Source organism: Salmonella sp. K21076 (genome assembly GCF_039650795.1).
GTDB lineage: Bacteria > Pseudomonadota > Gammaproteobacteria > Enterobacterales > Enterobacteriaceae > Salmonella > Salmonella enterica.
In genome coordinates, this window is record NZ_JBCLYA010000051.1 from 173,403 (window position 1) to 196,315 (window position 22,913).

General features: G+C 43.8%; 20 protein-coding genes. 13 read left to right on the plus strand and 7 right to left on the minus strand.

Annotated elements, in window-relative coordinates; translation table 11 throughout:
* Positions 1 to 20 precede the first annotated feature (20 nt).
* The 13 genes from rfbH to wzzB all read left to right on the plus strand — a co-directional run bounded on the left by rfbH (position 21) and on the right by wzzB (position 16,635).
* Positions 21 to 1,334, plus strand: coding sequence for a lipopolysaccharide biosynthesis protein RfbH (rfbH, locus tag AAYN39_RS21560; RefSeq protein ID WP_000126347.1), 1,314 nt, complete (start codon positions 21 to 23; stop codon positions 1,332 to 1,334).
* Between the two features lie 34 nt (positions 1,335 to 1,368).
* A complete protein-coding gene (locus AAYN39_RS21565) occupies positions 1,369 to 2,208 on the plus strand; it encodes a CDP-paratose synthase (RefSeq protein ID WP_000697757.1) in 840 nt (279 codons plus the stop codon).
* On the plus strand, positions 2,205 to 3,221 hold the full coding sequence (locus AAYN39_RS21570; protein WP_000770936.1) for a CDP-paratose 2-epimerase: 1,017 nt from the start codon (positions 2,205 to 2,207) through the stop codon (positions 3,219 to 3,221). Before AAYN39_RS21565 ends, AAYN39_RS21570 begins: the two co-directional genes overlap by 4 nt.
* Before the next feature lie 70 nt (positions 3,222 to 3,291).
* A complete protein-coding gene (locus tag AAYN39_RS21575; RefSeq protein WP_001228890.1) occupies positions 3,292 to 4,590 on the plus strand; it encodes an MATE family efflux transporter in 1,299 nt (432 codons plus the stop codon).
* A gap of 1 nt (position 4,591) precedes the next feature.
* Complete coding sequence (locus tag AAYN39_RS21580) at positions 4,592 to 5,593, plus strand: glycosyltransferase family 2 protein (RefSeq protein WP_010989202.1); 1,002 nt, start codon at positions 4,592 to 4,594, stop codon at positions 5,591 to 5,593.
* Positions 5,594 to 6,167: 574 nt separating this feature from the next.
* Positions 6,168 to 7,229 carry a glycosyltransferase family 1 protein gene (locus AAYN39_RS21585; RefSeq protein ID WP_001763397.1) on the plus strand — a complete coding sequence of 354 codons (1,062 nt, stop codon included), beginning with the start codon at positions 6,168 to 6,170 and terminating at the stop codon, positions 7,227 to 7,229.
* Positions 7,230 to 8,174, plus strand: coding sequence for an O antigen biosynthesis rhamnosyltransferase RfbN (gene rfbN, locus AAYN39_RS21590; RefSeq protein ID WP_000705149.1), 945 nt, complete (start codon positions 7,230 to 7,232; stop codon positions 8,172 to 8,174). It begins immediately after the preceding gene.
* On the plus strand, positions 8,175 to 9,614 hold the full coding sequence (locus tag AAYN39_RS21595; protein ID WP_000009019.1) for a mannose-1-phosphate guanylyltransferase/mannose-6-phosphate isomerase: 1,440 nt from the start codon (positions 8,175 to 8,177) through the stop codon (positions 9,612 to 9,614).
* Complete coding sequence (rfbK, locus tag AAYN39_RS21600; RefSeq protein WP_001103638.1) at positions 9,601 to 11,034, plus strand: O-antigen biosynthesis phosphomannomutase RfbK; 1,434 nt, start codon at positions 9,601 to 9,603, stop codon at positions 11,032 to 11,034. The genes AAYN39_RS21595 and rfbK overlap by 14 nt, the downstream gene beginning before the upstream one ends.
* Before the next feature lie 71 nt (positions 11,035 to 11,105).
* Entirely contained in the window at positions 11,106 to 12,536 is a 1,431-nt protein-coding gene (locus AAYN39_RS21605; protein WP_000368710.1) for an undecaprenyl-phosphate galactose phosphotransferase WbaP, read from the plus strand.
* A 163-nt stretch (positions 12,537 to 12,699) separates the two neighbouring features.
* Positions 12,700 to 14,106, plus strand: coding sequence for an NADP-dependent phosphogluconate dehydrogenase (gndA, locus tag AAYN39_RS21610; RefSeq protein ID WP_000043528.1), 1,407 nt, complete (start codon positions 12,700 to 12,702; stop codon positions 14,104 to 14,106).
* A 236-nt stretch (positions 14,107 to 14,342) separates the two neighbouring features.
* Positions 14,343 to 15,509, plus strand: a complete 1,167-nt coding sequence (gene ugd / locus AAYN39_RS21615; protein ID WP_000704814.1) for a UDP-glucose 6-dehydrogenase — start codon at positions 14,343 to 14,345, stop codon at positions 15,507 to 15,509.
* Between the two features lie 142 nt (positions 15,510 to 15,651).
* Positions 15,652 to 16,635, plus strand: a complete 984-nt coding sequence (gene wzzB / locus AAYN39_RS21620; protein WP_000215243.1) for an LPS O-antigen chain length determinant protein WzzB — start codon at positions 15,652 to 15,654, stop codon at positions 16,633 to 16,635.
* Between the two features lie 80 nt (positions 16,636 to 16,715).
* Here wzzB and hisIE read toward each other — a convergent pair whose 3' ends face one another.
* From hisIE to hisD, 7 genes are read right to left on the minus strand one after another with little or no spacing between them, the layout of a single operon-like run.
* Positions 16,716 to 17,327: a bifunctional phosphoribosyl-AMP cyclohydrolase/phosphoribosyl-ATP diphosphatase HisIE gene (gene hisIE / locus AAYN39_RS21625; RefSeq protein WP_000954855.1), complete on the minus strand. Its 612-nt coding sequence runs from the start codon at positions 17,325 to 17,327 to the stop codon at positions 16,716 to 16,718.
* Entirely contained in the window at positions 17,321 to 18,097 is a 777-nt protein-coding gene (hisF, locus tag AAYN39_RS21630; RefSeq protein ID WP_000880125.1) for an imidazole glycerol phosphate synthase subunit HisF, read from the minus strand. Before hisF ends, hisIE begins: the two co-directional genes overlap by 7 nt.
* Positions 18,079 to 18,816, minus strand: coding sequence for a 1-(5-phosphoribosyl)-5-[(5-phosphoribosylamino)methylideneamino]imidazole-4-carboxamide isomerase (gene hisA / locus AAYN39_RS21635; RefSeq protein WP_000586403.1), 738 nt, complete (start codon positions 18,814 to 18,816; stop codon positions 18,079 to 18,081). The genes hisF and hisA overlap by 19 nt, the downstream gene beginning before the upstream one ends.
* Positions 18,816 to 19,406, minus strand: coding sequence for an imidazole glycerol phosphate synthase subunit HisH (gene hisH / locus AAYN39_RS21640; protein ID WP_001103591.1), 591 nt, complete (start codon positions 19,404 to 19,406; stop codon positions 18,816 to 18,818). Before hisH ends, hisA begins: the two co-directional genes overlap by 1 nt.
* Positions 19,406 to 20,473 carry a bifunctional histidinol-phosphatase/imidazoleglycerol-phosphate dehydratase HisB gene (gene hisB, locus AAYN39_RS21645; RefSeq protein WP_000080040.1) on the minus strand — a complete coding sequence of 356 codons (1,068 nt, stop codon included), beginning with the start codon at positions 20,471 to 20,473 and terminating at the stop codon, positions 19,406 to 19,408. The genes hisH and hisB overlap by 1 nt, the downstream gene beginning before the upstream one ends.
* Positions 20,470 to 21,549: a histidinol-phosphate transaminase gene (hisC, locus tag AAYN39_RS21650; protein ID WP_000102709.1), complete on the minus strand. Its 1,080-nt coding sequence runs from the start codon at positions 21,547 to 21,549 to the stop codon at positions 20,470 to 20,472. Before hisC ends, hisB begins: the two co-directional genes overlap by 4 nt.
* Positions 21,546 to 22,850: a histidinol dehydrogenase gene (gene hisD, locus AAYN39_RS21655; protein WP_000009629.1), complete on the minus strand. Its 1,305-nt coding sequence runs from the start codon at positions 22,848 to 22,850 to the stop codon at positions 21,546 to 21,548. Before hisD ends, hisC begins: the two co-directional genes overlap by 4 nt.
* Between the last annotated feature and the right edge of the window lie 63 nt (positions 22,851 to 22,913).

Here is a 22,913-nt window from a genome sequence, read left to right on the forward strand (position 1 = left end):
AAGTTTAAGGAATCAAAGTAATGACAGCAAATAACCTGCGTGAGCAAATCTCTCAGCTTGTCGCTCAGTATGCGAATGAGGCATTGAGCCCGAAACCTTTTGTTGCAGGTGCAAGCGTTGTACCTCCTTCCGGGAAGGTTATTGGTGCCAAAGAGTTACAATTGATGGTTGAGGCGTCTCTTGATGGATGGCTAACTACTGGTCGTTTCAATGATGCCTTTGAGAAAAAACTTGGGGAATTTATTGGAGTTCCTCATGTTTTAACGACTACATCTGGCTCTTCGGCAAACTTGCTGGCACTGACTGCGCTGACTTCCCCAAAATTAGGCGAGCGTGCTCTCAAACCTGGTGATGAGGTTATTACTGTCGCTGCTGGCTTCCCGACTACAGTTAACCCGGCGATCCAGAATGGTTTAATACCGGTATTCGTGGATGTTGATATCCCGACATATAATATCGATGCCTCTCTCATTGAAGCTGCAGTTACTGAGAAATCAAAAGCGATAATGATCGCTCATACACTCGGTAATGCATTTAACCTGAGTGAAGTTCGTCGGATTGCCGATAAATATAACTTATGGTTGATTGAAGACTGCTGTGATGCCCTTGGGACGACTTATGAAGGCCGGATGGTAGGTACCTTTGGTGACATCGGAACCGTTAGTTTTTATCCGGCTCACCATATCACAATGGGTGAAGGCGGTGCTGTATTCACCAAGTCAGGTGAACTGAAGAAAATTATTGAGTCGTTCCGTGACTGGGGCCGGGATTGTTATTGTGCGCCAGGATGCGATAACACCTGCGGTAAGCGTTTTGGTCAGCAATTGGGGTCACTTCCTCAAGGCTATGATCACAAATATACTTATTCCCACCTCGGATATAATCTCAAAATCACGGACATGCAGGCAGCATGTGGTCTGGCTCAGTTAGAACGCGTGGAAGAGTTTGTAGAGCAGCGTAAAGCTAATTTTTCCTATTTGAAACAAGGTTTGCAATCTTGCACTGAATTCCTCGAATTACCAGAAGCAACAGAGAAATCAGATCCATCCTGGTTTGGCTTCCCTATCACCCTGAAAGAAACTAGCGGTGTTAACCGTGTCGAACTGGTGAAATTCCTTGATGAAGCAAAAATCGGTACACGTTTACTGTTTGCTGGAAATCTGATTCGCCAACCGTATTTTGCTAATGTGAAATATCGTGTAGTGGGTGAGTTGACAAATACCGACCGTATAATGAATCAAACGTTCTGGATTGGTATTTATCCAGGCTTGACTACAGAGCATTTAGATTATGTAGTTAGCAAGTTTGAAGAGTTCTTTGGTTTGAATTTCTAATTTTTGAGGGGGGGGGATTCCCCTCTATGATTTCATGAAAATTCTAATAATGGGAGCGTTTGGGTTCCTTGGATCACGACTTACATCCTACTTCGAAAGTCGACATACTGTGATTGGCTTAGCAAGGAAGAGGAACAATGAAGCTACCATAAATAATATTATTTACACGACAGAAAATAATTGGATCGAAAAAATACTAGAATTTGAACCGAATATTATTATTAACACTATTGCTTGCTATGGAAGACATAACGAACCTGCAACAGCTTTAATAGAAAGCAATATTCTTATGCCTATCAGAGTATTAGAATCTATCTCATCACTTGATGCAGTATTCATAAATTGTGGAACATCACTGCCACCAAATACGAGTTTATATGCATATACTAAACAAAAAGCAAATGAACTCGCCGCCGCCATTATAGATAAAGTTTGCGGTAAATATATAGAGTTAAAATTGGAGCATTTCTATGGAGCTTTTGATGGAGACGATAAGTTTACCAGTATGGTTATTAGACGTTGTTTAAGTAACCAGCCAGTAAAGTTAACATCTGGTTTGCAACAGAGAGATTTCTTGTATATAAAAGATCTACTAACAGCGTTCGATTGTATTATAAGTAATGTTAATAATTTCCCCAAATTTCATAGTATTGAAGTTGGTAGTGGAGAGGCGATATCAATTCGTGAATATGTAGATACTGTTAAAAATATCACAAAAAGCAATTCTATAATTGAATTTGGCGTGGTCAAAGAAAGAGTAAATGAATTGATGTATAGTTGTGCTGATATAGCAGAACTTGAAAAAATAGGATGGAAAAGAGAGTTCTCTCTTGTTGATGCATTAACTGAAATAATTGAAGAGGAAGGGAAATGAAGCTTTTAATTACCGGTGGATGTGGCTTCCTTGGGAGTAATCTTGCCTCCTTTGCTTTAAGTCAAGGGATTGATTTAATTGTATTCGATAATCTATCACGTAAAGGTGCAACAGATAATTTACATTGGTTATCCTCCTTAGGAAACTTTGAGTTTGTACATGGTGATATTCGCAACAAAAATGATGTTACAAGATTAATAACTAAGTATATGCCTGATAGCTGTTTTCATCTTGCAGGTCAAGTGGCAATGACTACATCTATTGACAATCCTTGTATGGATTTTGAAATTAATGTAGGTGGAACTTTAAATTTACTTGAGGCAGTACGGCAGTATAATTCAAATTGTAATATAATTTATTCATCAACAAATAAAGTATACGGCGATCTTGAGCAATATAAATACAATGAAACAGAAACTAGATACACTTGTGTAGATAAGCCTAATGGATATGATGAGAGCACACAATTAGATTTCCACTCACCATATGGTTGTTCAAAAGGTGCTGCAGACCAATACATGCTTGATTATGCAAGGATTTTTGGTTTGAATACAGTGGTGTTCAGGCATTCATCAATGTATGGTGGGAGACAGTTTGCTACTTATGATCAAGGCTGGGTAGGTTGGTTTTGTCAAAAAGCGGTTGAAATTAAAAATGGTATTAATAAACCCTTCACTATTTCTGGTAATGGTAAGCAAGTTAGGGATGTTTTGCATGCTGAAGATATGATTTCGTTATATTTCACTGCCTTGGCAAATGTATCAAAAATTAGGGGGAACGCTTTTAATATTGGTGGTACCATTGTCAACAGCCTATCATTACTTGAATTATTCAAATTGCTTGAAGATTATTGCAACATAGATATGAGGTTCACTAATTTACCTGTAAGGGAAAGTGATCAGCGTGTTTTTGTTGCAGATATTAAAAAAATCACTAATGCAATTGACTGGAGCCCGAAAGTCTCGGCAAAAGATGGTGTCCAGAAAATGTATGATTGGACTAGTTCTATATGATGTTTCTGCCCGCGAAAGCGGGCATAATTAAAGAATGAAATATTTTTTATAATTAAAAGATGAAGCTGACGTGAGGAAACTGAGGTTGGTTAGAATTCCAAGACATCTTATTATTGCCGCTTCCTCTTGGCTTTCAAAGATAATAATTGCCGGTGTTCAGTTAGTAAGTGTTAAATTTCTTTTAGAAATTCTTGGCGAAGAATCATACGCTGTATTTACTCTTTTAACTGGATTATTGGTCTGGTTTAGCATTGCAGATATTGGGATTGGTAGTAGTCTACAAAATTATATATCTGAGTTGAAAGCTGATAGAAAATCATATGATGCATATATCAAGGCCGCAGTTCATATTCTATTCGCATCCTTAATCATTTTAAGCTCTACATTATTCTTCTTATCAGATAAATTATCGTCACTATATCTTACTTCATTTAGCGATGAATTGAAAAACAACTCAGGAAGTTATTTTTTTATAGCAAGTATATTATTTATATTCATCGGCGTTGGGAGTGTGGTCTATAAAATATTATTTGCGGAACTGTTAGGGTGGAAAGCTAATATAATTAATGCATTATCTTATCTTTTAGGTTTTTTAGATGTAGTTGCGATCCATTATTTAATGCCAGATTCGAGTATTACCTTCGCTTTAGTAGCATTGTATGCTCCGGTAGCAATACTGCCCATTATATATATATCGTTTCGGTATATATATGTTCTTAAAGCGAAAGTAAACTTTAACACCTATAAATTATTACTATCACGTTCATCAGGGTTTCTGATTTTTTCGTCCTTATCGATAATAGTTTTACAAACTGATTATATTGTGATGTCTCAGAAATTATCTGCTGCAGATATTATAAAATATACTGTAACGATGAAAATATTTGGTTTAATGTTTTTTATTTATACTGCGGTATTACAAGCATTATGGCCAGTATGTGCTGAATTACGAGTGAAAATGCAGTGGAGAAAGCTGCATAGAATCATTTTCCTAAATATTATTGGTGGGGTATTTTTTATTGGTCTTGGTACGTTATTTATTTATGTTTTAAAGGATTATATCTATAGCATAATTGCTAACGGTATAGATTATAATATTAGTGGGGTTGTTTTTGTTTTACTGGCTGTGTATTTTAGTATAAGAGTTTGGTGTGATACATTTGCTATGTTACTTCAAAGTATGAACCAATTAAAAATTCTTTGGCTCATAGTTCCGTGTCAGGCATTAATTGGTGGTGTGACTCAATGGTATTTTGCAGAGCATTATGGAATAGTTGGTATTTTATACGGACTAATTTTATCGTTCTCGCTAACTGTTTTTTGGGGATTGCCAGTGTATTATATGTATAAGAGTAAAAGGCTAGCATAATATGAAGGTATCATTTTGTATCCCAACGTATAATCGAGTAAAATTCATTGAAGACCTTCTTGAAAGTATTAATAATCAATCTTCTCACTCCTTAATTGTAGAAGTATGTATTTCAGATAATGCATCAACTGATGGAACTGAAGAATCAATAAATATCTGGAGAGATAGATTTAATTTTCCAATTTTATATCAAAGGCATAACGAAAATATTGGGCCAGATAGGAATTATTTATCTGCAGTTAATATGGGGACTGGAGATTATTGTTGGATTTTCGGAAGTGATGATATTCTTACAAAAAATTCCCTTGCATTGATGGAAGATAAATTGGCTGCCGGAAGTGACATTTATTTATGTGACAGACGAGAATTAGATATTTCAATGACGAAAATATCTAATCCACATCGGCGATGGTTAAATGGTGGCAGTAGATTATTTTCTTTTAGCAATGAAGCTGATTTGATAGAGTACTTTAGTAAATGTAACTCAGTCGGCGGACTTTTTAGCTACTTAAGCTCTATTATAGTGAAAAGGAATAAATGGTCTGACGTCTTATTTGACGAGTCATACATTGGTACAGCTTATGCGCATGTATATATTTTATTAAGAATAATTAACAATATGAATTCGACCCTGCAGTACATATCACTGCCACTGGTTGATTGCAGAGGAGATAACGATACATTCGAAAGTAATGGGAAGGCTCGTCGAATAAAAATTGATTTCATCGGTTATTTAAAACTGAGGGAGGATTTTTATAATAACAATACAAAAATATATATCTCATTTGGACGGGTTCTTACAAAAGAGCGTCCTTGGCTTTATACTTCTTTAGCTATGGCATGTTATGGTGATTCTACCGATAGAGCTGAACTTGCATCATTTTATAAGAAGTTGGGATATCCGAAAATAGCCACCAATTTAATATTTTGTCTTAAAGGGCTGGCTAGCTACACTAAAAAAATAAAATTAGCAAAAATGGTAATAAAAAAAATATTTTCATAGTATCAACATCAATACAAATCGAGTTTATAGTGTAAAAAATGCTTATGCTATTATTGTCGTGACTATTTAGCGTAAAGTTTATACGTGTTTTGTAGGATGATTTATTTGCAATTTCCTTAATTAGAACCTTTAAATACTCTTGCTTTTTCGGATACAGTAACAGATGCTATATATGTATCTATAATATGTATGGCCGGGGTTGTTTTTGACTATTTATCAATTTCAAAATTAAGACTTGTGGCAATTAGAGCTTGTCGGAAACCCTACTTTTCTTTCTTTTGCTCACTATGCTCTTGCATATCTTAGTGTTTACCATAGAGTGAGTATATTATGACAGATGCTATTTTTTGTGGCATTTTTACTTGGTATAATATTTGGCTTAGTATTATGAACTGATTTTAATGGTGATTTTATAATAATTACAAGGCTTGCTTATATTTATTTGGATATGATTCCTTATTCATTTTTAATTATGATCCGTGGTTCATTTTAATGAAAATGTTTCCTAATAACTATTGGTCGTTCTTGTGATAATCGCTATACAAGCATGAATGGAAAAACGGAGAGCTATTCAATGATCGTTAACCTATCACGTTTAGGTAAAAGCGGTACGGGGATGTGGCAATACTCGATTAAATTTTTAACGGCTCTGCGAGAAATAGCTGATGTTGACGCAATAATCTGTAGCAAGGTACACGCTGATTATTTTGAAAAGCTCGGTTATGCAGTAGTTACTGTTCCGAATATTGTTAGCAACACATCAAAAACATCGCGACTTAGACCATTAGTATGGTATGTATATAGTTACTGGCTTGCGCTGAGGGTTTTAATTAAGTTTGGTAATAAAAAATTGGTGTGTACTACGCATCACACTATTCCCTTACTGAGAAACCAAACGATAACCATACATGATATAAGACCTTTTTATTATCCAGATAGTCTTATTCAGAAAGTGTATTTTCGCTTTTTATTAAAAATGTCTGTTAAGCGATGTAAGCATGTTTTAACGGTATCTTATACCGTTAAAGATAGCATTGCTAAAACTTATAATGTAGATAGTGAGAAAATATCAGTAATTTATAACAGCGTTAGTAAATCTGATTTTATACAAAAAAAAGAAAAAGAGAATTACTTTTTAGCTGTTGGAGCAAGTTGGCCACATAAAAATATTCATTCATTCATAAAAAATAAAAAAGTTTGGTCTGACTCTTATAATTTAATTATTGTATGTGGTCGTACCGACTATGCAATGTCTCTCCAACAAATGGTCGTTGATCTGAAACTAACAGATAAAGTGACTTTTTTACATGAAGTCTCATTTAATGAATTAAAAGTTTTATATTCTAAAGCCTACGCGCTTGTTTATCCATCTATTGATGAGGGTTTTGGCATACCTCCTATTGAAGCGATGGCATCAAATACTCCAGTTATAGTGTCCGATATACCAGTATTTCATGAAGTGTTAACCAATGGTGCATTATATGTGAATCCGGATGATGAAAAAAGCTGGCAGAGTGCAATTGAAAATATAGGGCAGTTGCCTGATGCAATTTCCAGATTTAACAACTATGTCGCACGGTATGACTTTGATAATATGAAGCAGATGGTTGGCAATTGGTTGGCGGAATCAAAATAAATGAAAATAACATTAATTATTCCCACATATAATGCAGGGTCACTTTGGCCTAATGTTCTGGATGCGATTAAGCAGCAAACTATATATCCGGATAAATTGATCGTTATAGACTCAGGTTCTAAAGATGAAACGGTTCTGTTAGCCTCAGACCTGAAAAATATATCAATATTTAATATTGACTCTAAAGATTTTAATCATGGAGGAACCAGAAACTTAGCAGTTACAAAAACTCTGGACGCTGATGTTATAATTTTTCTAACACAAGATGCAATTCTCGCGGATTCGGATGCAATTAAAAATTTGGTTTATTATTTTTCAGATCCATTGATAGCAGCGGTTTGTGGTAGACAACTTCCTCATAAAGATGCTAATCCCCTTGCAGTGCATGCTAGGAATTTTAATTATAGCTCAAAATCTATTGTTAAAAGCAAGGCAGATATAGAAAAATTTGGTATTAAAACTGTATTTATGTCCAATTCTTTTGCTGCCTATCGCCGTTCCGTTTTTGAAGAGTTAAGTGGGTTTCCTGAACATACAATTCTTGCCGAGGATATGTTTATGGCGGCTAAGATGATTCAGGCGGGTTATAAGGTCGCCTACTGCGCTGAAGCGGTGGTAAGGCACTCCCATAATTATACCCCGCGAGAAGAGTTTCAACGATATTTTGATACTGGTGTATTTCATGCTTGTTCTCCGTGGATTCAGCGTGACTTTGGCGGAGCCGGAGGAGAGGGTTTCCGATTCGTAAAATCAGAGATTCAATTCCTGCTTAAAAATGCACCGTTCTGGATTCCAAGAGCTTTATTAACGACCTTTGCTAAATTCTTGGGTTACAAATTAGGCAAGCATTGGCAATCTTTACCGTTGTCTACATGTCGCTATTTTAGCATGTACAAGAGTTATTGGAATAATATCCAATATTCTTCGTCAAAAGAGATAAAATAAATGTCTTTTCTTCCCGTAATTATGGCTGGCGGCACAGGTAGCCGTTTATGGCCGCTTTCACGCGAATATCATCCGAAGCAGTTTTTAAGCGTTGAAGGTAAACTATCAATGCTGCAAAATACTATAAAGCGATTAGCTTCACTTTCTACAGAAGAACCCGTTGTCATTTGCAATGACAGACACCGTTTCTTAGTCGCTGAACAACTCCGTGAAATTGACAAGTTAGCAAATAATATTATTCTCGAACCAGTAGGCCGTAATACTGCACCAGCGATCGCTCTTGCCGCGTTTTGTGCGCTCCAGAATGCTGATAATGCTGATCCTCTTTTGTTGGTTCTTGCTGCAGATCATGTGATCCAGGATGAAATAGCGTTTACGAAAGCTGTCAGACATGCTGAAGAATACGCCGCAAATGGTAAGCTTGTAACTTTTGGTATTGTTCCAACGCATGCTGAAACGGGTTATGGATATATTCGTCGTGGTGAGTTGATAGGAAATGACGCTTATGCAGTGGCTGAATTTGTGGAGAAACCGGATATCGATACCGCCAGTGACTATTTCAAATCAGGGAAATATTACTGGAATAGCGGTATGTTTTTATTTCGTGCAAGCTCTTATTTAAACGAATTGAAGTACTTATCACCTGAAATTTACAAAGCTTGTGAAAAGGCGGTAGGACATATAAATCCCGATCTTGATTTTATTCGTATTGATAAAGAAGAGTTTATGTCATGCCCGAGTGATTCTATCGATTATGCAGTTATGGAGCACACACAGCATGCCGTGGTGATACCAATGAGTGCTGGCTGGTCGGATGTGGGATCCTGGTCCTCACTTTGGGATATATCGAATAAAGATCATCAGAGAAATGTTTTAAAAGGAGATATCTTCGCACATGCTTGTAATGATAATTACATTTATTCCGAAGATATGTTTATAAGTGCGATTGGTGTAAGCAATCTTGTCATTGTTCAAACAACAGACGCTTTACTGGTGGCTAATAAAGATACAGTACAAGATGTTAAAAAAATTGTCGATTATTTAAAACGAAATGATAGGAACGAATATAAACAACATCAAGAAGTTTTCCGCTCTTGGGGAAAATATAATGTGATTGATAGCGGCAAAAATTACCTCGTCCGATGTATCACTGTTAAGCCGGGTGAGAAATTTGTGGCGCAGATGCATCACCACCGGGCTGAGCATTGGATAGTATTATCCGGGACTGCTCGTGTTACAAAGGGAGAGCAGATTTATATGGTTTCTGAAAATGAATCAACATTTATTCCTCCGGATACTATTCACGCGCTGGAAAATCCCGGAATGATCCCCCTGCAGTTAATTGAGATTCAATCAGGTACCTATCTTGGTGAGGATGATATTATTCGTTTAGAACAACGTTCTGGATTTTCGAAGGAGTGGACTAATGAACGTAGTTAATAATAGCCGTGATGTTATTCATTCATCAGGTATTGTGTTTGGAACGAGTGGGGCTCGCGGTCTTGTAAAAGATTTTACACCTCAGGTATGTGCTGCTTTTACGGTTTCATTTGTTGCCGTTATGCAGGAACATTTTTCCTTTGATACCGTAGCATTGGCAATAGATAATCGTCCAAGTAGTTATGGGATGGCTCAGGCGTGTGCTGCTGCATTGGCAGATAAAGGCGTTAACTGTATTTTTTATGGTGTGGTACCAACCCCGGCTTTGGCCTTTCAGTCTATGTCTGACAATATGCCTGCGATAATGGTTACGGGAAGTCATATTCCATTCGAGCGGAACGGCCTCAAGTTTTATCGTCCTGATGGTGAAATCACGAAACATGATGAGGCTGCGATCCTTAGTGTTGAAGATACGTGCAGCCATTTAGAGCTTAAAGAACTCATAGTTTCAGAAATGGCTGCTGTTAATTATATATCTCGTTATACATCTTTATTTTCTACTCCATTCCTGAAAAATAAGCGTATTGGTATTTACGAACATTCAAGCGCTGGGCGTGATCTTTATAAGCCTTTATTTATTGCATTGGGGGCTGAAGTCATTAGCTTGGGTAGAAGCGATAACTTTGTACCTATAGATACAGAGGCTGTAAGCAAAGAGGATCGGGAAAAAGCACGCTCATGGGCTAAAGAGTTCGATTTAGATGCCATATTCTCAACAGATGGGGATGGTGATCGTCCTCTTATTGCTGATGAGGCCGGTCAGTGGTTAAGAGGCGATATATTAGGTCTATTATGTTCACTTGCATTGGGGGCAGAAGCGGTCGCTATTCCTGTTAGTTGTAATAGCATAATTTCTTCTGGCCGCTTTTTTAAACATGTTAAACTTACGAAAATTGGCTCGCCTTATGTTATCGAAGCTTTTAATGAATTATCTCGGAGTTATAGTCGTATTGTCGGTTTTGAAGCCAATGGCGGTTTTTTATTAGGAAGCGATATCTGTATTAACGAGCAGAATCTTCATGCCTTACCAACTCGTGATGCTGTATTACCAGCAATAATGCTACTTTACAAAAGTAGGAATATCAGCATTAGCGCTTTAGTCAATGAACTCCCAACTCGTTACACCCATTCTGACAGATTACAGGGAATTACGACTGATAAAAGTCAATCCTTAATTAGTATGGGCAGAGAAAATCTGAGCAACCTCTTAAGCTATATTGGTTTGGAGAATGAAGGTGCAATTTCTACAGATATGACAGATGGTATGCGAATTACCTTACGTGATGGATGTATTGTGCATTTGCGCGCCTCTGGTAATGCACCTGAGTTACGCTGCTATGCAGAAGCTAATTTATTAAATAGAGCTCAGGATCTTGTAAATATAACGCTTGCTAATATTAAAAAACGATGCTTGCCGTAAAAGAATTGAATGTTATTTACTTAATATGCCTATTTTATTTACATTATGCACGGTCAGAGGGTGAGGATTAAATGGATAATATTGATAATAAGTATAATCCACAGCTATGTAAAATTTTTTTGGCTATATCGGATTTGATTTTTTTTAATTTAGCCTTATGGCTTTCATTAGGATGTGTCTATTTTACTTTTGATCAAGTACAGCGATTTATTCCTCAAGACCAATTAGATACAAGAGTTATTACTCATTTTATTTTGTCAGTAGTATGTGTCGGTTGGTTTTGGATTCGTTTGCGACATTATACATACCGCAAGCCATTTTGGTATGAGTTAAAAGAAATTTTTCGTACGATAGTTATTTTTGCTATATTTGATTTGGCTCTGATAGCGTTTACAAAATGGCAGTTTTCACGCTATGTCTGGGTGTTTTGTTGGACTTTTGCCATAATCCTGGTGCCTTTTTTTCGCGCACTTACAAAGCATTTATTGAACAAGCTAGGTATCTGGAAGAAAAAAACTATCATCCTGGGGAGCGGACAGAATGCTCGTGGTGCATATTCTGCGCTGCAAAGTGAGGAGATGATGGGGTTTGATGTTATCGCTTTTTTTGATACGGATGCGTCAGATGCTGAAATAAATATGTTGCCGGTGATAAAGGACACTGGGACTATTTGGGATTTAAATCGTACAGGTGATGTCCATTATATCCTTGCTTATGAATACACCGAGTTGGAGAAAACACATTTTTGGCTACGTGAACTTTCAAAACATCATTGTCGTTCTGTTAGTGTAGTCCCCTCGTTTAGAGGATTGCCATTATATAATACTGATATGTCTTTTATCTTTAGCCATGAAGTTATGTTATTAAGGATACAAAATAACTTGGCTAAAAGGTCGTCCCGTTTTCTCAAACGGACATTTGATATTGTTTGTTCAATAATAATTCTTATAATTGCATCACCACTTATGATTTATCTGTGGTATAAAGTTACTCGAGATGGTGGTCCGGCTATTTATGGTCACCAGCGAGTAGGTCGGCATGGAAAACTTTTTCCATGCTATAAATTTCGTTCTATGGTTATGAATTCTCAAGAGGTACTAAAAGAACTTTTGGCTAACGATCCTATTGCCAGGGCTGAATGGGAAAAAGATTTTAAACTGAAAAATGATCCTCGAATCACAGCTGTAGGTCGATTTATACGTAAAACTAGCCTTGATGAGTTGCCACAACTTTTTAATGTACTAAAAGGTGATATGAGCCTGGTTGGACCACGACCTATCGTTTCGGATGAACTGGAGCGTTATTGTGATGATGTTGATTATTATTTGATGGCAAAGCCGGGCATGACAGGTCTATGGCAAGTGAGTGGGCGTAATGATGTTGATTATGACACTCGTGTTTATTTTGATTCCTGGTATGTTAAAAACTGGACGCTTTGGAATGATATTGCCATTCTGTTTAAAACAGCGAAAGTTGTTTTGCGGCGAGATGGTGCGTATTAAGCTTACCGAGAAGTACTGAATAATAATTGTATAAAATAGCCTGCGTAAAATCTGAACGCATCAATCGCTACCTTAATATCATACCTTTGAGTTAACATACTATTCACCTTTAACCTGCCATGACCGTTTGTGGCAGGGTTTCCACACCTGACAGGAGTATGTAATGTCCAAGCAACAGATCGGCGTCGTCGGTATGGCAGTGATGGGGCGCAACCTCGCGCTCAACATCGAAAGCCGTGGTTATACCGTCTCCGTTTTCAACCGCTCCCGTGAAAAGACCGAAGAAGTGATTGCCGAGAATCCCGGCAAAAAGCTGGTGCCTTATTACACGGTGAAAGAGTTTGTTGAATCCCTCGAAACGCCTCGTCGTATCCTGTTAATGGTGAAAGCGGGTGCAGGTACTGATGCAGCTATCGATTCGCTGAAACCGTATCTGGAAAAAGGCGATATCATTATTGATGGCGGTAACACCTTCTTCCAGGACACAATCCGTCGCAATCGCGAGCTGTCTGCGGAAGGTTTTAACTTTATCGGTACCGGTGTTTCCGGTGGTGAAGAGGGCGCGCTGAAAGGGCCATCTATCATGCCTGGCGGTCAGAAAGATGCCTATGAACTGGTGGCGCCGATCCTGACGAAGATTGCTGCTGTGGCAGAAGATGGCGAACCGTGCGTGACCTATATCGGCGCCGATGGCGCGGGTCACTACGTTAAGATGGTCCACAATGGTATTGAATATGGCGATATGCAGCTTATCGCTGAAGCTTACTCCTTGCTGAAAGGCGGCCTGAATCTCAGCAATGAAGAGTTGGCGAACACTTTTACTGAGTGGAATAACGGCGAGCTGAGCAGTTATCTGATCGACATCACTAAAGACATCTTCACTAAAAAAGATGAAGACGGTAATTACTTGATAGATGTTATTCTTGATGAAGCCGCCAACAAAGGGACCGGTAAATGGACCAGCCAGAGCGCGCTGGATCTGGGCGAACCGCTGTCGCTGATTACCGAATCCGTCTTTGCGCGTTACATCTCTTCGCTGAAAGCGCAACGTGTTGCCGCATCTAAAGTGCTCTCCGGGCCGAAAGCGCAGCCGGCGGGCGACAAAGCGGAATTTATCGAGAAAGTGCGTCGCGCGCTGTATCTTGGCAAGATCGTCTCCTATGCGCAGGGCTTCTCGCAGCTACGCGCCGCGTCTGATGAATATCACTGGGAGCTTAACTACGGCGAGATTGCTAAGATTTTCCGTGCGGGCTGTATCATTCGCGCTCAGTTCCTGCAGAAGATCACCGATGCTTACGCAGAAAACGCCGGTATCGCTAACTTGCTGTTAGCGCCTTACTTCAAGAAAATTGCTGATGAGTACCAGCAGGCGCTGCGTGATGTTGTGGCTTACGCGGTGCAGAATGGCATTCCGGTGCCGACATTCTCTGCGGCAGTGGCCTACTATGACAGCTATCGCGCCGCAGTACTGCCAGCTAACTTAATTCAGGCGCAGCGTGACTACTTTGGTGCGCACACCTATAAACGTACTGATAAAGAAGGCATTTTCCATACCGAGTGGTTGGAATAATTTCTGCAAGCTTGTTTAAGCCCGGTTTAATACTGGGCTTTTTTTTATCTCTATTCTTATTGATTTATCGCTTTTGCTTAATATTAACTTAATAATCTGTGTTTATCGTAATGAAGATAATCTGAATTGTTTTCGTCTGCGTTGCACTTTATATACTCAGGCGTTAAAACTTTGATATCTTATCAGGATGCGAAATACATCATGATTCATAATTAAGTTAATTCTGAGAGCGAATAATGAAAATCACGATATCCGGGACGGGTTATGTTGGCTTGTCTAATGGTTTGCTTATTGCACAACACCATGATGTGGTGGCGTTAGACATTGTTCCTGCCCGTGTTGAACTGTTAAATGATCGGATATCTCCGATTGTTGATAAAGAAATTCAGCAATTTTTAAAGGAAGATAACATCAGATTCAGGGCAACGCTGGATAAGTTTGATGCATACCAGAATGCAGATTACGTCATCATTGCTACGCCTACAGATTACGATCCAAAAACCAACTATTTTAATACGTTCAGTGTAGAATCGGTCATTCAGGATGTGATCAGCATCAACCCCGCAGCCGTGATGATTATTAAGTCTACGGTGCCGGTTGGCTTTACGGCGGCAATGCGTCAGAAGTTTGCGACAGAAAATATCATTTTCTCTCCGGAATTTTTACGTGAAGGTAAAGCCCTTTACGATAACCTTTATCCCTCCCGTATCGTGATTGGGGAACAGTCTGAGCGCGCCCGAGAATTTGCCGCATTACTCCAGGAAGGCGCTATTAAACAGGAGATTCCGACGCTGTTTACGGACTCCACTGAAGCGGAAGCCATTAAACTTTTCGCCAATACTTACCTCGCCATGCGAGTCGCTTATTTTAATGAATTAGACAGTTATGCTGAAACGTTAGGATTAAATACCCGACAAATTATTGAAGGGGTGTGCCTCGACCCGCGTATTGGCAATCATTACAATAATCCCTCTTTTGGTTATGGCGGATATTGTTTGCCAAAAGATACCAAACAGTTGCTGGCTAATTATCAGTCAGTGCCTAATAATATTATCTCCGCTATCGTTGAAGCAAACCGTACGCGTAAAGATTTTATTGCCGATTCTATCCTTGCCAGAAAGCCTAAAGTGGTGGGCATTTATCGCCTGATTATGAAGAGTGGCTCCGATAACTTCCGCGCCTCATCGATTCAGGGGATTATGAAACGTATTAAAGCGAAAGGCGTAGAGGTCATCATCTATGAGCCGGTAATGCAAGAAGAAACTTTCTTTAACTCACGTCTTGAACGTGATTTGCACTGCTTTAAACAGCAGGCGGATGTCATTATTTCCAATCGGATGGCGGCAGAGCTTTTGGATGTCGCTGAAAAAGTGTATACCCGCGATCTTTTCGGTAGTGATTAATAAGGCAATCGGGGCTGATGAGTCCCGATGATTTATTGACCAAATGGAAATAATGTCTGATTTTTATCATTAATCCTATGGCATATATTTTCTTTATGACTACACTGTCTCCAGCTTCATCCTTTTTTTAGTTAGGGTATCTATGACAGTGGATAGTAATGCGTCTTCCGGGCGTGGGAACGATCCGGAACAGATTGATTTGATTGAGTTATTGCTACAGTTATGGCGTGGGAAGATGACCATTATTGTAGCCGTTATTATCGCCATTTTGCTGGCCGTAGGCTACCTGATGATAGCCAAAGAAAAATGGACATCCACGGCGATTATTACCCAACCTGATGCCGCGCAGGTTGCCACCTATACCAACGCGCTCAACGTCTTGTATGGCGGGAATGCCCCCAAAATCTCTGAAGTGCAGGCGAATTTTATAAGCCGCTTTAGTTCTGCGTTTTCCGCATTATCGGAAGCGCTGGATAATCAGAAAGAGCGGGAAAAGCTCACCATTGAACAGTCGGTAAAGGGGCAGACGCTGCCGCTCTCGGTTTCTTATGTGAGCACTACCGCTGAAGGGGCGCAGCGTCGGCTGGCGGAATATATCCAACAGGTGGATGAAGAGGTCGCTAAGGAACTGGAAGTTGACCTGAAAGATAACATCACGCTGCAAACCAAAACGTTGCAGGAGTCCCTTGAGACGCAGGAAGTTGTGGCGCAGGAGCAAAAAGATCTGCGTATTAAGCAAATCGAAGAAGCGTTGCGCTATGCGGATGAGGCCAAAATCACGCAGCCGCAGATTCAGCAAACCCAGGATGTTACCCAGGACACGATGTTCCTGTTGGGGAGCGATGCGCTAAAATCGATGATACAGAACGAAGCGACGCGTCCACTGGTCTTTTCTCCGGCCTATTACCAGACGAAGCAGACACTGCTGGACATTAAAAATCTGAAAGTGACTGCCGATACGGTGCACGTCTATCGTTATGTGATGAAGCCGACGCTGCCGGTCCGTCGCGATAGCCCGAAAACAGCCATTACCCTCGTGCTGGCTGTGTTGCTGGGCGGGATGATCGGCGCCGGGATTGTGCTGGGGCGCAATGCGCTACGTAGCTATAAGCCAAAAGCCTTGTAAGCTTCTTTGCCGGATGGTGGTCGGCTTCGAAAGGTAAAATTTCTCATTAAAAAACCGGGCATTGCCCGGTTTTTTTACGCTTATTGATGACGCTTACGAAGATCGTCGATCACGGTGGTGAGGTTGAGATCCTGATCCTGCAACAGCACCAGCAGGTGGTACATCAAATCAGACGCTTCATTGGTTAATTCAAAACGATCATTGACGGTGGCCGCCAGCGCGGTTTCTACACCTTCTTCGCCAACTTTTTGCGCAATACGTTTGGTACCGCTGGCGTACAGTTTCGCCGTGTAAGAGCTGGCCGGATCGGCGGTTTTGCGCTCTGCCAGTAGCTGCTCCAGTTGATACAGGAATAACCACTGATGGCTGGCGTCGCCAAAGCAGCTGCTGGTACCTTTGTGGCAGGTCGGCCCGACAGGGTTTGCCAGCACCAGCAGTGTATCGTTGTCGCAATCTGGCGCAATGCTGACGACATTCAGCACATGGCCTGAGGTTTCGCCTTTGGTCCATAAACGCTGTTTCGTGCGTGAGAAGAACGTGACATGGCCGGATTCAATGGTTTTGTCCAGCGCTTGTGGGTTCATATAGCCCAGCGTCAATACTTCGCCGGATACCGCATGTTGCACGATGGCTGGCATCAGGCCATCGGTTTTTTCCCAGTCCAGCTCGCGGCGTTGTTGCTCTGTTAACATATCCTGATCTCCACGCCCTGGCCTGCCAGGTACGCTTTTAATTCGCCAATATTGATGATTTGCTTGTGAAAAACGGAGGCGGCAAGCGCGCCGTCGACATCGGCATCACGGAATGCCTCAAGAAAGTGTTCCATCGTGCCCGCGCCGCCGGAGGCGATCAGCGGCACGCGGCAAACGTCACGGACTTTTTTCAACTGCGTCAGATCATAACCGTTACGCACGCCGTCCTGGTTCATCATATTCAGGACGATTTCCCCCGCGCCGCGCTGTTGTACCTCTTGCACCCAGTCCAGCGTCTCCCACTGCGTCACGCGGGTACGGTTTTCATCGCCGGTATACTGGTTAACATGATATTTCCCCGTGGCGTCGTCAAACCAGGTATCAATCCCGACGACAATGCACTGCACGCCAAAACGGTCAGCCAGACGGGTAATCAGCGTTGGGTCAGCCAGTGCAGGGGAGTTGATAGAGATCTTATCCGCCCCGAAAGAGAGAATTTTGGCGGCGTCGTCAATTGACCGGATACCGCCCGCTACACAAAACGGAATGTCGATCACCTCGGCAACGCGCGCTACCCAGCTTTTATCGACTACGCGACCATCGCTGGAGGCGGTAATGTCATAGAACACCAGTTCGTCCGCGCCTTCGTCGGCATAGCGTTTGGCCAGCGGAACGATATCGCCAATGATCTCATGGTTGCGAAACTGTACGCCTTTTACCACCTGACCATCACGAACGTCCAGACACGGAATTATACGTTTTGCCAGCATTGGATGGCCTCCTTAACGGTAAATTTCCCTTCCAACAGCGCGCGTCCGACAATCACGCCGCGCACGCCGGTGCCGCGCAGGGCGGCAATATCATCGATATCGCCAATACCGCCGGAGGATTGAAAGGCGATCTGCGGATATCTGGCGCATATCTCTTCGTACAGTGAAACGTTAGAGCCCGCCAGCGTGCCGTCGCGAGAAATATCGGTACACAGTACATGTTTCAGGCCGACGGGGAGATAGGTCTCCACCAGTTGTTCCAGCGAGACGCCGGAATTTTCCTGCCAGCCGCTAACCGCCACCTGCTTGTTGCCGTGTTCGTCTATGCGAACGTCCAGCGCCAGTACCAGCGCCTGCGCGCCAAAACGTTCAAACCAGCCTTTCACCACGTCAGGGGATTTCACCGCCGTTGAACCGATGACCACACGGGCAACGCCAGCTTTCAGTAATGCCGCAACGTCTTCTTCGGTACGCACGCCGCCGCCGACCTGAACAGGCACGTTCACGCCCGCGACCAGAGTTTTAATCAGCGGTATCTGTCGCTTAGCCGGATCTTTAGCGCCGGTCAGATCTACCAGATGTAGCACCCCGGCGCCCTGGGCGGCGTAATCCTGCAAACGGGGCAGGGGATCGTTACCGTAATCCCGCTGCCGGGCGTAGTCGCCCTGGTGGAGACGCACCACGGTGCCGTCAATTAAATCTAATGCCGGAATAATCATTACATCTCCAGGAAGTTTTTCAGCAACTGTGCACCCGCCGCGCCCGAACGTTCCGGATGGAACTGTACGCCGAAGAAATTATCTTTCTGTACCGCCGCGGTAAACGGCTCGCCGTAATTGCACTGGGCGATAGTCCACGGGTTGACCGGCATCGCGTAGCTGTGAACAAAGTAAAAATAGGCGCCATCTTCAATGCCCTGAAACAGCCGGTTGCCCGCCTGCGGATACACGCGATTCCAGCCCATGTGTGGCAGCGGCAGACCAAAGTCGGTCATTTTCGGCACATCTTGTTCGATAATGTTCAGCAGATCCACGCCGCGTGTCTCTTCGCTGCGACGACCCAGCAGTTGCATCCCTAAGCAGATACCCAGTACCGGCTGAGTACACGCTTTAATTAAGTCGATCAGTTCACGTTCGCGCAGTTGATCCATAGCGGCTTGCGCCGTGCCGACGCCGGGCAGAAAGAGTTTGTCAGCGCGTAATACGATTTCCGCTTCGCGGCTGACCACCGGGGTGTAACCGTGGCGCGCCACGGCGGATTTTACCGAGCTTAAATTGGCGCAGCCGGTGTCAAGGATGACGACGTTCATCACAGCACTCCTTTCGAGGACGGTAATGTATCGCCCTCCACGCGAATAGCCTGGCGTAGCGTCCGACCAAAGGCTTTAAACAAACTTTCGACACGGTGGTGATCGTTCTTACCTTTAGTCTTGAGATGCAGAGTGACGCCCATCGTGTAAGAGAGTGAGCGGAAAAAGTGTTCAATCATCTCTGTGCTCAAATCGCCCACACGCTGGTAGGTAAATTCAGCTTTATATTCCAGATGCGGACGACCGGAAATATCCAGCGCGCAGCGCGCCAGACATTCATCCATCGGTAGTACAAAGCCAAAACGGCAGATACCGCGCTTGTCGCCGAGTGCCAGTTTTAACGCCTCACCGAGCGCCAGCCCGGTATCTTCTACCGTGTGGTGATCGTCGATATAGAGATCGCCCTTAACGGTAATCTCCATGCGAAAGCCGCCGTGGGTGGCGATTTGATCGAGCATATGGTCAAAGAAGCCGACGCCGGTATTAATCTTGCTGTTGCCTTCGCGATCCAGCCAGACGCTGACATCAATCTGTGTCTCTTTGGTGTTGCGGACCACATGCGCATAGCGATCGCGTTTCGTTAGCTGTTCGCCAATCATCGTCCAGTTCAACGTTTCACGGTGATAGCGTAAACCAGTAATGCCCATATTATCAGCGAGTTGGATATCGGTTGCACGATCGCCAATCACATAGCTGTTGGCGCTATCCATCGCTTGTTCCGCAAGATAACGCTCCACCAGCTTCACTTTGGGCTTGCGGCAGTCGCAGTCGTCTGCGGGCAGGTGAGGGCAGATCAGCACCTCATCAAAGCATACGCCCTGAGAAGTGAAAATCTGCATCATCAGGTTGTGCGGTCCGTCGAAGTCCGCCTGCGGGAAGCTTTGCGTGCCAAGTCCATCCTGGTTAGTGATCATCACCAGCTTAAAACCGGCTTTTTGCAGCTTCAGCAATACGGGAATCACCTCTGGCTCAAAGGCCAGTTTATCAAAGTGGTCTACCTGAAAATCGCTCGGCGGTTCGGAAATTAAGGTTCCGTCCCGGTCGATGAAAAGATACTTCTGACTCATACTGGCTCCGCACGTAAGGCGTCAATGACGCGCTGGTTTTCCTGGCGGGTGCCGACCGTAATCCGCAGGCAGCCGCTTAAAGAAGGTTGTTTATTCTGATCGCGTAAGATAATGCCCTGATCCCATAAGGATTTAAACACGCTGCTGGAGGCGGTAAACCGCGCCAGAATATAGTTGGTTTCAGAGTCAAAGACGTGTTCTACGCAGGCGGTCTGTTGCAGGGCATTCACCAGATACTGACGTTCCTGCACTGTCTGCGCCACGCGATCGCGCATTACGTTTATTCCCTGCGGGCTCAGCGCTTGGGCGGCGATATCCGCCACTGGCGTAGAAAGCGGATAAGGGGCGATCACTTTTAACAGCAGGTTGATCACCTCTTCATTAGCCAGCGTAAAGCCGCAGCGCAGACCCGCCAGCGCAAAAGCTTTCGACAATGTGCGCAGGATAACCAGATGAGGATATTTAACCAGCCAGCCTGCCAGCGTGGCCTGCGGGCAAAACTCAATATAAGCTTCGTCGGCGACGACTATCGCTTTACCGCGTGTCAACTCCAGCAGCGTGCGCAGATCCTGCGGGTTGATAAGTTGCCCGGTAGGATTATTGGGGCTACAAACGAACACCACTTTTGCGCCGTCAAGGTTGTCGGAAATCCCCTGTAGATCCAGCTGCCAGTTTTCAAGCGCGGGAACCGTCCGGCGCTCTACGCCAATGGTTTCGGCGCTGACGCTGTACATACCGTAAGTGGGCGGACAGTAGAGAATGGCGTCTTTCCCCGGTTCGCAGAAGGCGCGGATCACCAGTTCGATCCCTTCATCCGCGCCGCGGCTGACCAGCACCTGCTCCGGCTTTACGCCAGCATATTGCGCGTAGTTTTCAATCACGGCCTTTGGCTGGCATTCCGGGTAGCGGTTAAGCGTTTGTTGGGTGAGCTGAAACTCCACCGCTGTCGGGAATTCATTCGCGTTCAGCCAGACATCGCCGTTACCGCCCAGACGGCGGGCGGACTGATACGGTACCAGGTTGCGGACATTTTCACGGGCTAAGTCTGCGACGCTGAGAGTGTTTTCAGTGCTCATGCTTGCTCCTTGAGGGCGTTTACGCGCAGGGTCACGGCATTTTTATGGGCGGTCAGACGTTCTGCCGCCGCCAATGTTTCAATGGTTGATGCCAGAGCGGAAAAGCCCGCTTTCGACAGTTCCTGAACGGTCATCCGTTTCTGGAAATCCGCTAACCCAAGGCTGGAACAGGTAGCAGTATAGCCATAGGTCGGTAAAACATGGTTGGTTCCGGAAGCGTAATCACCGGCGGATTCCGGCGACCAGTCGCCGAGAAATACCGAGCCTGCGCTGGTAATCGCATCCACCAAATCGCGCGCATTGCGCGTCTGGATAATTAAGTGTTCCGGCCCATACTGATTAGAGATGGCGACGCACTGCGCTAAATCTTTGGTCACAATCAGACGACTGGCGCTCAGGGCCTGCCGGGCGGTGCCCGCGCGCGGCAGTTCCGCCAGTTGACGTTCTACCGCCTCCGCCACCTTGCGGGCAATGTCAGCATCCGGCGTCAGCAGGATCACCTGGGAATCCGGGCCGTGCTCAGCCTGGGAGAGCAGGTCAGAAGCGACGAAATCCGGTGTTGCGCCGCTGTCGGCGATCACCAGCACTTCAGACGGCCCGGCTGGCATATCGATAGCCGCGCCGTCGAGACGCTGGCTGACCTGACGCTTGGCTTCGGTTACAAAGGCGTTGCCGGGGCCAAAAATTTTATCCACTTTCGGTACGGACTCGCTGCCGAAGGCCAGAGCGGCAATCGCCTGCGCGCCGCCGACGTTAAAGATTTCCTGCACGCCACACAGTTGCGCCGCATAGAGGATTTCATCAGCGATGGGTGGCGGCGAGCACAGAACCACCTTCTGGCATCCCGCAATGCGCGCCGGCGTCGCCAGCATCAGCACCGTTGAGAAGAGCGGAGCCGAGCCGCCGGGAATATACAGACCGACAGACGCGACGGGACGCGTAACCTGCTGGCAACGCACGCCTGGCTGGGTTTCCACATCTACAGGCGGTAGCGTCTGCGCGGAATGGAACGTTTCAATATTTTTGACGGCAGCGGCCATCGCCTGTTTTAATTCGTCGCTCAGACGCGCGCCGGCGGCGGCGATCTCTTCAGGGGTGACGCGTAGCGCTGTCACTTCTGTTTTATCAAATTTAGCGCTGTATTCACGCAGGGCATCGTCACCGCGCGTTTTTACATTATACAGAATATCGCTGACCGTCCGGGTAATACTGTCAGAGGCGGAAATCGCCGGACGCGTCAGCAGCGCACGCTGCTGTTCAGGGCTACAGCTGTTCCAGTCAATCAGGGTATTGAAGCTCATGGTCTTTACTCCATCACAGGGTTCCGCCTTATCCGGCCTACTGAACCCAAAATATCAACGCAT